Raw genomic sequence first — 14,587 nt, forward strand, 5'->3', positions numbered from 1 at the left:
AACCCTCGCCGTGATCGTGGCGGGATCTCTCATCGCAGGCGGTACCACGAGTGCCGCACAGGCAGCCGAGCCGGCATCTCCCGTGACCGGGGTGTCGGGCTCAGTGACGCTGCTGACCGGCGACCGGGTGACTGTCACAGCGAACGGCTACCGGATCGAGCCTGGTCCGGGCAGAAACCATCGCTTCGACGTCCAGCGCCGTCAGGGCCACCTTCACGTCATTCCAGAGGATGCCAAACGGCTGCTGGCCCAGGGCCTGCTGGATGAGCGCTTGTTCGACGTCACGCAGCTGCTCACCTGGCGGTACGGCGACGGCTACAAGGCGGAGATACCGCTGATCGTCCAGTCCGCCGAAGGGAAGGCGGCACCGGCGCTCAGCGGAACGCGCAAGGCGAAGGAGTTCGCCGGGCTGGGGCTGGCCGGCACGAGCGTGTCCAAGGCGACGGCGGGCCAGACCTGGCAGAGCCTGGTCGGCGGCGCCCGATCACTGGCCGCCGGCAAGTCGAAGATCTGGCTGGACGGGAAGCGGCCCATCACCCTTGACCGGAGCGTCAAGCAGATCGGGGCTCCGCAGGCGTGGCAACAGGGGCTGACCGGATCCGGTGTCACGGTCGCCGTGCTCGACTCCGGTTACGACGCCACCCACCCCGATCTCAAGGACGTGGTCACGCAGTCGCGGAACTTCTCCGACGAACCAGACATCACCGATAACGTGGGGCATGGCACCCATGTCGCCTCCATCGTGGCGGGCACCGGAGAGAAGTATCGGGGTGTCGCGCCGGGCGCGAAGATCGCGCTTGGCAAGGTCGGCGGAGAAAGCATCAGCGAATCGGCAATGCTGGCAGGCATGGAATGGGCCGCTGTCGAGGTCAAAGCAAAGATCATCAACATGAGCATCGGCGGCCCGGACACACCTGGCATCGACCCGATCGAGCAGGCCGTCAACACCCTGTCAGCGCGTACGGGAGCGCTGTTCGTCATCGCGGCGGGCAACGACGGAGCACCCGGCTCGGTCGGCAGCCCGGGCAGCGCCGATGCGGCGTTGACGGTCGGCGCGGTCGACAAGTCCGACAAGATGGCCGAATTCTCCAGCCGCGGCCCGAGAAATGGCGATCACGCGATCAAGCCCGACGTGACCGCACCCGGCGCCGACATCATGGCGGCGGCCGCGCAGGGCACGGCAGACGGCCCGTACGTCGCCCACAGCGGTACCTCCATGGCGGCGCCGCACGTCGCGGGCGCGGCGGCGATCCTCGCCCAGCAGCACCCGGACTGGAGCGGCGAGCAGCTCAAGGCCGCGCTCATCGGTAGCGCCGCGCCGCAGGCTGGCGCCACGCACTTCGACCAGGGCGCCGGGCGCGTCGACCTGGTTCGCGCGGTCGGTCAGCAGGTGTATGCCAGTCCCGCGAACATCGGCACGGTCCTCCGCTGGGGCAGATCCGGCGAACGGCAGGCGACCAAGGAGATCACGTACACCAACACCGGCGACTCTGCGGTCACGCTGAACCTCACCGTGGACGGCGACGTGCTGCGCACCTCGGCACAGCGGGTCGAGGTGCCCGCCAAGGGCACGGCATCGGTCGCCGTGACGATCGACGGGACCGGCAAGGAGCCCGGCGATCATCCGGGCACCATCACGGCCCGATCGGGTGACCTTCTCGTCCGTACCGTCGCCACCGCGTACGTGGAGCCGGAAGCCTACGACGTGAAGATCAGCGCACTGGGTACCGACGGCCAGCCCGTCGACGCGGTCGGGGAATTCTACAACGGCAAGGGCGAGAGCCTCCGGATGGTCCTTCGCGGCGCGCCGGACACCTACCGGCTCCCCGCCGGCGAGTGGAGCCTGTACGTGGACATCTACGAAGGCACGCGCATCACGACCACGCACATGCCGGTGAAGGTCGGCGAACAGGGCACGGAGATCGTCCTGGACACGCGCCAGGCCAAACCGATCAGATTCACTCTGGACGAGCCCACGGCTGTCGTCAGCGGGTGGACCGAGATGTGGGTGATCAACGGTTCGTGGTACCTCGGCTGGGCCGGAGGCAGGCCCGACCCCAGCGCCGTGTACTTCGTGCTCGGCTCCAAGCAGCCCGGACTGAAGTACGTCACCAGAATGCACTTCCACAAGAAGGACGCCTCTCCCACCCCCGTCCGCTACGACCTGGTGGACGAACGCCATGACGGCGTGCCCGAAGACCCCACGTACGCGGCCAGGGTGAAGGACCTCGACAAGGTGACCACCACCTTCCGCGGTGCCGGAACGGCCGCGAAGGGCACCTACTTCGTGGCGAACGCCATCGAAGGCGTTTCTGACGGATTCCTGACCCCCACGAACGATGTGCCTCTGCCGGGCAAGCTCACGGAATACCGGACGCGAGGGCACAAGTGGTCCAGCGCGCTGCGCGTCGGCGAATCCGCGGTCACGGGGGCCACGGGACCCACCGGCGACGGCCGCGATCGGCAGACGTGGGGCGTCGCGGTCAGCGGCCCGTCCTTCGCCACCTCGGGCGCCTGGCGGGAGGGGAACACCGTGACGTTCGACGGCGCCCGGCTGTTCTCCGAGGGCGTGCCCGGCCGGGTCGGCATGGACGGCGCCGCCACCGGCACCGTCAGCCTCGCCAAGGGTGATCAGGTCATCTCCACGATCGACTACACCAGGTGCGGGCTGTGGGAGGCCGATTCCTGCCGGCTGAGCACCGGTCTCCCGGCGGAGCCCGCCAGGTACACGCTCAGCGCGACGGCCAGCCGACAGGTGCCGCACTCCACGCTGTCCACGAAAGTGGAATCGACGTGGACGTTCCGCTCGGCGAGCACTGCCAAGCGGGAAGCGCTCGCCCTGGCGGCGGTTCGCTTCGCCCCGGAGGGGCTGGACGAGTACAACCGCGCCAAGCCCGGATCGTCCACCCGGCTGCCGATCTGGATCGAACGCAATCCCGGCGCTCCCGCGGCGGCCGTGAAGTCCATCCACCTGCAGATGTCCGTCGATGACGGAGCGACCTGGCGCGACATCCGGGTCAGAGCCAAGGGCTCGGACTGGACGGCGCAGATGACCAACCCGCGCACGGCGGGCTTCGTGTCCCTGCGCGCCACGTCGACCGACACCGCGGGCAACACCGTCAGCCAGACCATCCACCACGCCTACGCGGTCGGATAACCCTCCCCGCAGGGTGGTAGCGATCTTGGACGCCTTGATCACGCACGAGTTCTGGCCCCACCTGGGTGAGATCCCGGTTCGAGGGTTCAGTCCGTCTGTGGGTTCGGGGACACTGCCGTCCCCGAACCCCTGCAGGGCGTGAACATCGCCCCCCGCGGGCGCGGGCTCAGCTCAGCATCCATGCCGAAAGAGGACGTCACTGCCGGCATAGATCGCCATGGCGGGACCAGAGAACGAGCATTGACTATCGCTGCAAGACCGCGCGCCACTCATCTTCGATGATGCTGAACAGCTCGGAGTCTCGCCAACCGTCACGAATCAGCGCGGTGTGGCGATGCCGCCCTTCCCAGGTCATGCCGAGCTTGCTGAGCACCCGAGCCGATCCAACATTTCGCGGGTCACAGGTGGCATAGATCCGGTGAAGGCCAATCTCCTCGAATCCTCGTCTGAGGAGCTCATTCCCTATCGCGGTTCCTACCCCTTGGCCCCACCTGTGCGGGTGAACAACATAGGTGATCTCGCCTTGGCGTTGTTCTTGACTCCGGACGTGCAGCTCACCCATGCCAACCACGTCGCCGATCGAATCACAAGCCGATCTTGCCAGTCGCGCTTGGCAGCGAGCTGAAGATGTGAATCAGGCACTCACGCACCGGACAACGGGTTGACCGCCGTCAGCTGTGGGTGGAGTGCTGGGCCTCGCTCTGAGCGAGCCGGTAGGAGCGAGTGCCGGTGTCGATGATGGCGGCGTTGAAGGTGCGGCGGTCGACGATCGCGGCGCAGAGACGCGGCTCGGTGAAGGTCTTGGTCCATGCGTCCTTCTCCCGAAGCTGCCCCCAGCCGTCAGGTAGCACTGATCGGACAGAACGCCTATTTTCCGTCCGGTTCCGGAATGACTGAGTCGCAGGTCAGCGCATCCGAGACGCTCTCCACGCGGATTCGAGCGTATTCCAGCGCTAACATCCGGTGCCGAAAACTCGGTCTCTGCTGTCCGGCGCGGACCCCGCGCGACCTGTAACGATCGCCGGGTCGTACTGATTGATCAGCACACGGACAGCAGCGGTTACCTGATCATGGCCTGCCAGTAGGAGCGGACCGGTGAACCGGGTTTGGTGTCACATGCGTTGACCCTGTGCGGGATGATGGTCGACGGTCGCCCTGTCGTGATCTCTGACGGGAGTCACTGACCAGCCGACCCCCTGGGGGGGAGAGGTGCCTGATGGCCCTGCCGGTGGTGACTGATGCGAGGGAGTGGCGCGCGAAGGCGTTGGCGAGAGCAGCCGAGGCGCGGAAAGCGCACGGCGCGGCGTGCGGCCTCAAGTAAGCCATGCGAACTGAGAGGCTTTCGTGGATTTTACGATCTGCCAGTTTCTGGGGCACACATGCGCAGATGGCCGGGACTCGCCTATCTGGCACGCGCAGATGCAGGTGGCGGCATGTGCGCATCTGCTGAATGAGTGGCTGCAGGAGGACACCCCTGACAAGGAAGCGGTCGGCATTCGCCTCCTCGTCGATGTTCGTGAAGTGACGCAGGCCCCCGCCGGGCCGGAGACCGCCTCCCTCGTGAACGCCGGTGTGTTTCCGGCCTTGTCGCCCTATGGGCCGGTGCGCGAGCCGCTCTCCTGCGAGCCGATCCCTCTCCCCGGGGTGGCTACGGCCGTGGAGCGCGCCCTGTTCGGCACGCCGGCGTCACGGCGCGTCGAACTGATGTCCGCCGCTCTTCGGGCGTCGATCGAAGACTGGGCAGAGGAGGCGGCGCTGGTGAGGGTCGCCGACCCGGCCGGTGGCGACGTCCAGGGGGAAACGCATGTTGTGCTTCTGTCCTCCTCCGGCCTGATGCGCCTCAGTGTCGTGCGCGTGGCTGATCGCGGACTCGACCGTGACCCGGCCTGTTCCTTCGCGGGGCATTGGTGCGACAGCGGAGCCCGGCCGGGGGAGCGGAGTCACGCGCTCACCGAGGCGAGGCTGCGGGCCATCTGCGCGGGAACTGCTCTTCACGCCCCGCTGGACCTCTTCGGCTACGGCCCGTTCAAGATCGAATGGGTGCGGCATGGGCTGCCGTCCTCAGCTGGAGTGGACGCCATCCGGACGTGGTGGAGAAGTAGCGCGTGGAGCCGACGGTATCTCGAGGATTACCTGCTCGACGAGCTGCCCGTCCCTGACGATCCGCAGGCGTATTTCGAGGATCCGGACAATCTGACGGAGGAGCGTGATCCGCTCGAACTGGGCGACCCGGACAACGGCCGGGCATGGTGGGGAGGGGAGGTCGGCGCCGGACTCCAGCCTCTGGACACGACGGAGTTCTTCCGGGAACTGCAGTCCTTCCGTGCCGCCTGCCTGCAGGAAGCAGTTGGCACGGAGGCGGCAGAGCTGGTGCCGTATCTCCTGAACGAGCTTCTCGACCGGCCCATCCGCCGCGTGGGCGGTCCGGAACGCCGTTTACGGGTGTGGGCCGATGCCGACGAGGACGGCCGCTTCTGGCGGGATGCGACAGACGAGGTCTACCGGTACGGCCATGGGCGCAGGCTCTTGATCCTTGGTCCGGAGGAGGCGATGTACATCGTGTTCAAGGATGAGCAGAATCCCTGAGCCTCCGTCGTGGGCCGTTCTTGAAACGGCTGGACTGAAGTTGACGGGATCCCGTCTGATCGTTGAGATCGGGCGGGATCTCGTCGTTTCAAGGGTTTCCGAATCGGATTCGTCCTGGTTAGGGGACTGCGGAGCGGGTGTCCGGGAAGGCCGGGTGGGGGTCTGTCTAGATAACGGCTCTGGCCCACTTTCGGTGGTGACGGAAAGTGGTTAGCCGAGCAGGATGCGATGGCGAAGGAGCGCGAAGCCGGCTCGCCCGTACATCTGCCTCTTGATCATTTTCGTTTTGGTGTTGACGCCTTCGGTGCCGCCGTTGTGGAACGGGAGGGTGAGGGCGGCGTTGACGGCGGCCCGGTCGTAGTCCAGCCCGCGGGTGAAGGCGTGCAGGTGAGGCAGGTCGACCTGCCGCGCTTGTCCGATCCAGGCGGTCAGTCGCTGGTCGTTGCCCTGCTTGGGATCGAGGAGAGCGGCGAAGTCCCGGACGAATGTCGCGAGCATGGTCATCTCGTGGCAGGCGTTGATGGTGGCATCCAGTCGCTCGGCGTGGTGGCCGGTGAGCTTGCTCGGTTCGGTGAGAAGAAGGCCGGCCAGACGCTTGGGTGAGATTGCGGGCCGGTCGCATTCGACGCGGCCTTGGTTGATGTAGCGGTAGAGCAGGTTCTGGCTGCCGGTATAGCCGAGTTTCTTGATCTCGGCGAGGAGTTGCTGGACCGGGACGGCGGGATCGCCGGCCCGGCGTTCACGCAGATGGTCGCGGAACGGGTCGACGAGCGTGGGCCGGTATTTCGGCACGCGTACCAGCCGTTCGGGTTGGCTGACCCGGGCGTAGCGCTTGACGGTGTTGAGCGCCAGGCCGAGACGGCGGGCGCATTCCAGCAGACCGACACCCTGATTGAGCAGGGCATGAACCTGCTGCCAGCGCTCGCGTGTGGTGGCGGACCGTACCCCTTCTTTCGGCGGCGGGCCGGTCTTGCCCCAGCAGATCGAGTGCGCGGCGACCTCCTTGACCACGGCTTCGGCCAGGTTGTGCCAGATATGCCAGCGATCACCGATCTGCACTGCGTTCGGCAGGGCGCGACGGATCGCCTCGGCATAGGCACCGCTGCTGTCCCGGCACACCATCCGCACCCCAGGGTGGGCACGCAGCCATGCCTGCAAGGTGTCGGCCTGACGATCGGTGAGCACATCGATCCGTTCCCGCGTCACCGCGTCGATGATCACGGTGGCGTAGCGGTGTCGTTTACGGAGCGCGAAGTCGTCCACCCCGATCACCTCCGGCACCGGACGAGCCGGCAGGGGCAGGCGCAGCAACGAACGGACGGCGCTCTGCCGCGACATCCTGACTCCCAGCATGGCCAGCAGGCGCGATCCCGCCCGCCCGGCCAGTTCCCGCACCACTGCCCCCACCTGCGTGGTCAAGGCGATCGTGCGGCGCTGATACGGCTCGGCCAGCCAGGGCAGCGGCTCTCGAAACGTCTGCCGCTCACACCCGACCGTCGGGCACCTCAGCCGCCGCAACCGCAGCCGCACCAGCACTCGCTGCCCGCCAACCGGAAGGTCAGCCAACTGCCGATCCACATAGCCATGCACCCGCCCGGCCGCCCCACAGCCGGGACACGCCACCGGCGCGTCCCTGGAGGCAACATGCACCACGATCGCCTCTGCTCTGAGTTGAACACTGCCGATGGCCAGGCCGGCCAGTTGGGGGAACACCAGCCTCGCAAGATCTTTTACGTCACACCTGCGTCATGCTGACACAGCACTCCGAGACAGCCATGGACCGACACGAACCCTCACACTCCGTCACCACCGAAGGTGGACCAGAGCCGTTGTTCTTACAGTCCCGCCCGCGCGGTTCAGCTGCCCTCTGTTATGGAGGCGGCGAGGTGGTCTTGGAAGGTGGCGTGGCGGAACTGGTAGATCGGGCCGACGGAACGCAGCAGGCCGAGGCGGTGGGCGTCGTCCAGGAAGTCCATCAGCTTGCGGGGGATGTGTCCCTCGTGGGCCAACCGCCATATGGCGAGCGTGTAGATCAGCCAGGCGTGGCGACGCCCGAGCATGAGTCCGGATACGAGCCCGGCCGCGAGCCCGGCCGCGAGCCCATCCGCGAGCCCGACCATTGGCCCGGCCGCGAAACCGCCCGCAAGCCCGGCCACGAGCGCGCTCACGAGTCCAGGGATGGTGGTTCGTAGTGTCGTGAGGGTTCTGTCGGCTCTCCAGCTCGACAAGGGCGTGATTGCAGCCGTAAGGGATGCTGGACGTTCCGCCCATTCGATGAGCCCGAGCGCGAGCGCGAAAACGAGCCCGGCCGGGAGTCCCACCGCGAACCCCCCAGCGATCCCGAACGCGTCTATCACCGCGAGCCCTCCCGCGAGCCAGGTCGTGGCCTGCCCGAGCAAAAGCCCGAACACTAGCTGGAATCGCACATTCTTGGTGAACCGGGCTGTTCTGCCGGTGAGGCGAAGATCGGCATAGCCGGGCAATTCAGTGAACCAGGTGAAGGCCTTGGGCCCGTCCATGGCTCCCATGAGCCCGAGCATGAGGCCGGGGATGAGCCCGAGCATGAGTCCGAACGGAAGCCCGCCCTCGAGACCGGGCTCGAGATCGAGCGCGGGCCCGCCCACGAACCCGAACAGGAGCGCGACTGCGAGTCCGAGCGTGAGTCCGGCTGCCACCCCGGATCGTTGGATGACGAGGCGCTGTTCGGCTGGAGAGGTGGTGTGCTGGGCCAGGTTCCACCAGGCCAGGTCGTAGGTGGAGTGCTCGTGCATGAGGCGGGCGAGGCAGGCAAGGTAGTTACGGGCGTGGTCGGGGTTCCAGGCGGTGCGGGGCCGGAAATGATCGGCGGGGTCAAGGCTGCGGGGCCGGTTGTCGATGACGGCCGGGATGAGATGGTCGAACAGGTGCCGCCGCAGGGTCGCCTCTTGTTCGGCCAGAGGGCCGGTCAGCGGGGCGGGGTCGGCGGCGGGGGTGATGTAGACGGTCCGGATGAGCCAGAGCCCCAGTGCCGTTTCGGTCAGCCGGCTCAGCCCTGGGTGGGAGCCGTCGCGCAGGGCGGCCCAGACCGGGTCCCAGTCGTGGCGGGGCACCGGCGGCAGGCATGTGTACAGGTAGGTTTCCGCGGCGGCGGCGGTGATGGAAGCGGGGGTGATGACAGCGGCGGCAGTCAGCACGTCCCCGGCCTGGTCGATCGCGGTGGCGAACTCCTCGGTGCGGCTGGTCAGGATAAAGGCGTCTCCTTTGGCCAGCCACCGGTTCAGTGTGCCGATCACCTGGGCGCGGGCTTGGACGGGGATCTCGTCCAGGCCGTCCAGGATGGGGAGGACATGGCCGTGGTCGACCAGGGCCTTGGCCGCGCCTGGGCCGAACCGCTGGGCTCTCAGCGCGGGGTAGTCGCGGCTCAAGCGGGTGGAGAGCCAGTCGTGTAGCCGCGGGTAGGTGGCGGCGTCCCAGTCGTTGACTGGCACGAGGACCGGCACCGGGTCGTCGTCTCGACGGTCAGGGCCAGCCAGTTCATGCAGGAGTTGGATGGCCAGGGTGGTTTTGCCGGTTCCGGGGCCGCCGGTGATGACGAGCCGTCGGCGGTACAGCTTCCGGAAATCCTCGGCGAGTTGGCGGACGCAGTCACTGGAGGCGGTGAACGTCAACGGTTCGGGGCCGATCAGGCGGAGGTGGTCCATCAGGCGCGGATCATCGGTCAGATGCCAGGAGATCGGGATAGGTTCGGGGTCACCCAGGGCGCGGATACTTGCCTCGGTTTCCCACTGCTGGGCAACTATGACGGCCAAGGTCCTCTTCGCTGCGGCGAGGTTTTCCTCCGGCGTTCCCGCAGCCAATGGAAGGCGGGCGACACGCTCGGCCCACATCCCGCGCGCCGTCAGGCCCAGGCCGATCACGCCGATGAACGCGCCGATCACGCTGGATGCCTGATCCGCCTTCTCCAAACCGACCTGGCTGAAGTGCAAGCCCATCCAACCCACGATGCTGGCGAACGTAATGATGCCTGCCCATTTGAGAACTCGTCCCGGCATGGACTCATCGTCGCGTCACGGCACTACCAATGGGGATAATCAAAGGCAAGGTTAATCCGACCGTTGCACGATTTCCTCAGCCGTACAAGGCAGTGAGGGGAGTGGTAGTTCCAGCCTGTGCGGTGCCAAAACGCGGTTACTGCTGCTGAGCTGGGCGTTTGTCGGGCGATCAGGATGCTCCGTGGTGTTCGTTGATCGAGCCTGCGACGGTCCTTCGACAGTGGATCCGGGAAGTCATGTCGACCACCTTGCGGGGATCGTGCAACAGCGGGCGAGGAGAACGGCCCTGATGCGGGCGATGATGGTTGAAATAGTGTTCGTACTCGGCCAGGACCTTACGCAGGTACCGCTCACCATGGATGAGTAGGTGATCGAGGCACTCAGGGCGTAGCGTTCCTAAGAACCGCTCCACGAACGCGTTCGCTCGGGGCGACCGGACGGGCGTCTTAATGACCCGCACGCCATTGGCGGTGCACACCTCATCGAACGAGCGGGAGAACTTGCCGTCACGGTCTCGGATGAGAACCCTGACGGCGCTGGCGCGCTCGTCCAGGTCCATCAGCAGGTTCCGGGCTTACTGGGTGGCCCAAGCGCCCGTGGAGTTGGGAATCGCCGGAGCTGCTTGCCGGCTACAACGCCGGCCGAGCAGTCCGGCAAGTCGTCGCTGCCGGCGGCGACCAAGCAGGTGGCCCTGGGCACGGCCAGCGTGGCCAACGGTTGGCAGTACTGGGTGGTCGCGCACTCCATCCTGGCGCTGCGCGCGCGGGTGCCGGCCGAGGTGGTCCAGGACCTGCGTGCGGACCGGCCGCCGGCCGACGAGGCCAGGAGTGGAGCCGGGAACAGGCGGCAGTGTGAGCACTGTGATCCGTGCCGGTCAGACCCGGTGTCGCTCGGCGCGCCGTCTACTGGACGGCCTTGTGGCGCGTCAGTGGCACGGTCGTCCCCGCCACTGATCTCGTGAGGTGCCCAGGCCGGGCGAACGCCTCGCGCGCCGCCTGAGCCTCGGACCGGATGACGCACTCCTTGACATGATCGTTGATCAGGCCCATCGCCTGCGGGAACGCATGCACGGTGGTCGGCCCGACGAACTGCCAGCCCTGCTTGCGCAGATCCTTCGACAGCGCGATCGAGGCCGAGGACGTCGAGACGGTCTGCGGTTCGGGCAGTTCAACCCACCGCTCAGTAGGGGCGCGTCTGCCCATGGGGGGTGAGGCGCGGCGGACTTGCTCGATAGTAGCGAGCTCTTGCTCAATCCCGCTCTTCTCAGAGGAGAGGCGGAAGCAGCGCCTGAGGGTGATCGCGTGACGGCTATGCTCGCAGCAGCCTGTATCCGGAAGTGGTGAGGCACTGACCGACGCAGTGAGGTACCCGTGGCCAGTGATGCGTTATTCGGCCGCCGTGCCGAGCTCGAACAGCTGTCCGGCTTTCTCGACGCGGCTCGGCGGCATGGCGACGCGCGGCTGATATGGGGTGACCCCGGCATCGGCAAGTCCGCTCTCATGGCCGCTGCGGCCGAGCTGGCGGTCACGGCGGGGATGCGCGTGCTGCGAGCGTCCGGGTCGGAGTTCGAAGCCGACGTCAGTTACTCCTGCCTCAATCAGCTGCTCCTGCCGGTCGAGGCCGACATCCAGCACCTGCCGCCGCAGCTTCGAGAGGCATTGTCGGTGGCGTTGGGGTTCGGCGTCGGCGCGCCCACAGACGCGCTCCTGGTCTGCAACGCCGCGCTCCTGCTCGTCAAGAGGGTCGCCGCTGAGACATCGCTCGCCCTTCTGGTGGACGACGTTCAATGGATCGACCGGGCCAGCGCCGTCGTGCTGGGATTCGTCGCCCGCCGGCTGCAGGGGGTCGGGGCCGCGCTGCTGTTCTCCGCCAGGACGGGCGCAGTGAGCTCCGCGGCGCCGCGCGGGTTGACCGAGATGGCCGTCCAGCCCCTGGATCGAGCGGCGGCAGGGCAACTGGTCGACGTCCACTTCCCGGACATGCCGGTACGGATCAGGAATCGGCTGCTCGACCTGGCCCAGGGCAATCCGCTGGCCTTGACGGAACTGCCTTCGACGTTGCTGGGCGCGACGCATCCCGCGGTGGCGCACTCGGAGGTGGTCCCGCTCAGCGACCGGCTCCAGGCGATGTTCGCCGCGCGGATCGCCGATCTGCCGGCGTCGACCCGGAGAATGCTGTTGCTGGCCACGTTCGAGGGCACCGGCGACGTCCGGGTGCTCAGGGCTGCCTCGGCGGATGAGGCCGGGCTGGCCGACCTCGCCCCCGCCGAGCGGGCGCAGCTGGTACGCGTGGACGACGCCACGGCGCGGATCGCGTTCCGGCACCCGCTGATCAGGTCGGCGATCGTGGCGGGGTCCACGCACGAAGAGCGCCGGACCGCGCATGTCGCCCTCGCCGGCGCCCTGCCGGGTGACCAGGAACGTCGTGCGTGGCATCTGGCCGCGGCCGCCGTCGGCCCGGACGAGACGGTGGCGGCGCTGCTGGAGGGCTCGGCGCATCGCATCATGCTGCGCGGTGACGCGTTGGCCGCGGTCGCCGCGCTGGTCCGGGCAGCCGAGTTGAGCGTGACGAGCGCCGATCGGGGGCGTCGGCTGTCCGAGGCCGCGTACATCGGCGCCGAGGCGAGCGGGGCCGTCGACGACGCGAAGACGCTCCTGACCGACGCGCGGCGGGCGGCTCCGGATTCCACCGGCTCGCTTCACGCGGCCAACGCGGCCGCGTTCCTGATGCTCAACGGGGATGGCGACGTCGCCACCGCCCACCGGCTCCTGCTCGGCGCCATCGAGACCGCCGGGCACGGCTACCGGGCGGAGGATCCCGCGCTCGTCGAGGCCATGCACACGTTGATGCTGTTGTCCTGGTACGGCAGCGCTCCGGAATACTGGGAGCCGTTCTACCGGGTGTTGGAACGGTTGGAGCCGCGACCGCCCGACGTGTTGTCGCTGGCGAGCAGGACCTTCCCGGACCCGGTCCGCACGGGGGCGTCGGCGCTGGCGAGCAGCCGGCGCATCCTCGACACTCTGACGGACGAGACCGACCCCACGCGGATCGTGCGGGTCGGCACGGCCTCGGTCTATCTGGATCGGCTGGGTGACTGCCGCGAGTCCTCGTGGCGGCTGGTCCGGCAGGGACGGGACGGAGGCGCGCCCCGACGGCACCTCGGCGCCCTCATGCACCTGTGCCTGGACGACTTTCTCGTCGGCCGATGGGACGAGGCCGAGGAACTGGCCAGTGAGGGTCAGCAGGTCTGCCAGACCAGCGGCTTCTCCTTCTTCGCGTGGTACTTCCTGTACAACAGGGCGATCCTCGCCGCCGGACGGGGACGCTTCGAGGAGGCGTACGCGCTCGCCGACGAGATCACCCACTGGGCGCTCCCACGCGGTGTGACGGCCGCGGCGCTGTTCGCCCAGCATCCGCGTGCCCTCGCGGCGCTGGGACAGGGGGACTTCGGCGCGGCTTTCCACCACGCCGCCGCGATGAGCCCGCCCGGCGCGCTCGCCGCGTACGTGCCTCACTGCACGTGGGTCATGCTCGACCTCGTCGAGGCGGCGGTGCGGACCGGGCGGATGGTCGAGGCCAGGGCGCACGTCGAGGCGATGCGGGCCGCCGACGTGGCCGCGTTGTCGACCCGGATGACGCTGGTCCAGGCGGCCGCGGAGTTCCTCGTGTCCGACGACGAGGGGACGAGGGCGCGGCTGGAGTCGCTGTTGTCGGGCCACGTGGCGAAACGGTGGCTGTGGGACGCCTCCCGCGTCCGGCTCGTCCTCGGCGAGAGGCTGCGTCGTGACAGGTCGGCGTCGCAGGCGCGCCGGCAGCTGCTCATCGCCCGCGACGGCTTCGCCGCGATGGCCGCCGGGACCTGGGCCGAGCGTGCACGGAACGAGCTGCACGCCGCCGGACACCGGACGGCCGAGACCTCGGCAGGCGGCCCGGCCGCCCTGACCGCGCAGGAGTTGCAGATCGCCGAGCTGGCGGCGAGCGGCCTGACCAACAAACAGATCGCCGAGCGGCTGTACCTGTCGCACCGGACGGTGGGCGCGCACCTGTACCGCATCTTCCCCAAGCTCGGCGTCGCCTCCCGCGCCGGGCTCAGGGATGCTCTCGCACCGGATTCCGAAGCCCCGCGCTGAGCTCGTCGGCCTGTGCCTCCTTCTCCTCCAGCAGCCGCTCCAGCAGGCGCCGGGTGGTGGGGTCGTCGGCCCCGACCCAGCGCACCGCCTCCTGCAACGACTGGACGAGGATCCGCGCCCCCACGAGGTCCTGCGTCACGATGCCGGTGAGATCGCCGTCCTGGAACGTCTGGAAGGTGATGCGCGACCGCGCCGGCAGGTGCCGTGGGTCGTGGTCGGCGGCGAACCCGAGGTGAGCGATGCGGGTCGCGAGCAGCCGCGCGCCGGCGCGGTCACGGTCGGCGCAGCCGTGGAGGAACTCCGCGACCGCTCGATGCGACGGCCCGCGGACGAGCAGGGCGTGCTGCTCGTACTGCAACGAGGACACGACCAGGCTGGCCAGCAGCACGTTCAGCAGGTGTGCGACCGCTTTGAGCTCGGCCCGGTTCGACGGCGTGACCGCACCGTCGTCCGGGTCGAACAGCGCCCGGTCCCGGACCTCCCGCATGCGCAGGACGGCCGGCGGCTCTGAAGGACTCGTCACGTGTCGATGGTCGGGCACGCGCCCGAGCCGCGCATCTGTCAAATGACCTAACCGCACCAGCGGTTAGGTCATCGGCCGCCATGGGCGCTCAAGGCGGGAGTCGGATGACTGATGTGACGCCGGCCGGGCGGCGCCGACAGTGGGCTGCGACAGATCCACC

Annotated in this window: 10 protein-coding genes; 3 read left to right on the top strand and 7 right to left on the bottom strand. The window is 68.2% G+C overall.

The window, feature by feature from the left end; all coding sequences use genetic code 11:
• Positions 1 to 103 precede the first annotated feature (103 nt).
• Positions 104 to 3,157, top strand: coding sequence for a S8 family serine peptidase (locus tag ACIBK9_RS17145; RefSeq protein ID WP_397159048.1), 3,054 nt, complete (start codon positions 104 to 106; stop codon positions 3,155 to 3,157).
• Between the two features lie 244 nt (positions 3,158 to 3,401).
• On the opposite strand, the gene ACIBK9_RS17150 is transcribed toward ACIBK9_RS17145, so the two are convergent.
• Together ACIBK9_RS17150 and ACIBK9_RS17155 are read right to left on the bottom strand one after the other, a co-directional pair.
• On the bottom strand, positions 3,402 to 3,728 hold the full coding sequence (locus ACIBK9_RS17150; protein WP_397159050.1) for a GNAT family N-acetyltransferase: 327 nt from the start codon (positions 3,726 to 3,728) through the stop codon (positions 3,402 to 3,404).
• A 100-nt stretch (positions 3,729 to 3,828) separates the two neighbouring features.
• On the bottom strand, positions 3,829 to 4,008 hold the full coding sequence (locus ACIBK9_RS17155; protein ID WP_397159052.1) for a hypothetical protein: 180 nt from the start codon (positions 4,006 to 4,008) through the stop codon (positions 3,829 to 3,831).
• 568 nt (positions 4,009 to 4,576) lie between these two features.
• Between ACIBK9_RS17155 and ACIBK9_RS17160 the strand changes: the two genes are divergently transcribed.
• Positions 4,577 to 5,743, top strand: coding sequence for a hypothetical protein (locus ACIBK9_RS17160; protein ID WP_397159054.1), 1,167 nt, complete (start codon positions 4,577 to 4,579; stop codon positions 5,741 to 5,743).
• Between the two features lie 210 nt (positions 5,744 to 5,953).
• Here the strand turns inward: ACIBK9_RS17160 and ACIBK9_RS17165 are convergent, their stop codons facing one another.
• From ACIBK9_RS17165 to ACIBK9_RS17180, 4 genes are all read right to left on the bottom strand, one after another.
• Entirely contained in the window at positions 5,954 to 7,456 is a 1,503-nt protein-coding gene (locus ACIBK9_RS17165) for an ISL3 family transposase (RefSeq protein WP_397159056.1), read from the bottom strand.
• A gap of 143 nt (positions 7,457 to 7,599) precedes the next feature.
• The gene (locus ACIBK9_RS17170; RefSeq protein ID WP_397159058.1) at positions 7,600 to 9,714 is read right to left on the bottom strand and encodes an NACHT domain-containing protein; all 2,115 of its coding nucleotides are present in this window, start codon (positions 9,712 to 9,714) and stop codon (positions 7,600 to 7,602) included.
• 229 nt (positions 9,715 to 9,943) lie between these two features.
• Positions 9,944 to 10,333 (bottom strand): integrase core domain-containing protein, encoded by a 390-nt coding sequence (locus tag ACIBK9_RS17175; RefSeq protein WP_397159060.1) that lies wholly within the window; start codon positions 10,331 to 10,333, stop codon positions 9,944 to 9,946.
• Between the two features lie 343 nt (positions 10,334 to 10,676).
• The gene (locus tag ACIBK9_RS17180; protein ID WP_397159062.1) at positions 10,677 to 10,976 is read right to left on the bottom strand and encodes a DNA-3-methyladenine glycosylase I; all 300 of its coding nucleotides are present in this window, start codon (positions 10,974 to 10,976) and stop codon (positions 10,677 to 10,679) included.
• 168 nt (positions 10,977 to 11,144) lie between these two features.
• On the opposite strand from ACIBK9_RS17180, the gene ACIBK9_RS17185 reads away from it, so the two are divergent.
• Entirely contained in the window at positions 11,145 to 13,904 is a 2,760-nt protein-coding gene (locus ACIBK9_RS17185) for an AAA family ATPase (protein ID WP_397159064.1), read from the top strand.
• On the opposite strand, the gene ACIBK9_RS17190 is transcribed toward ACIBK9_RS17185, so the two are convergent.
• On the bottom strand, positions 13,864 to 14,427 hold the full coding sequence (locus ACIBK9_RS17190; protein ID WP_397159066.1) for a ferritin-like domain-containing protein: 564 nt from the start codon (positions 14,425 to 14,427) through the stop codon (positions 13,864 to 13,866). The two genes, ACIBK9_RS17185 and ACIBK9_RS17190, sit on opposite strands and share 41 nt — an antisense overlap.
• Between the last annotated feature and the right edge of the window lie 160 nt (positions 14,428 to 14,587).

Origin of the sequence: Nonomuraea sp. NPDC050227 (genome assembly GCF_044459705.1) — a bacterium.
Taxonomy (GTDB): Bacteria; Actinomycetota; Actinomycetes; order Streptosporangiales; family Streptosporangiaceae; genus Nonomuraea.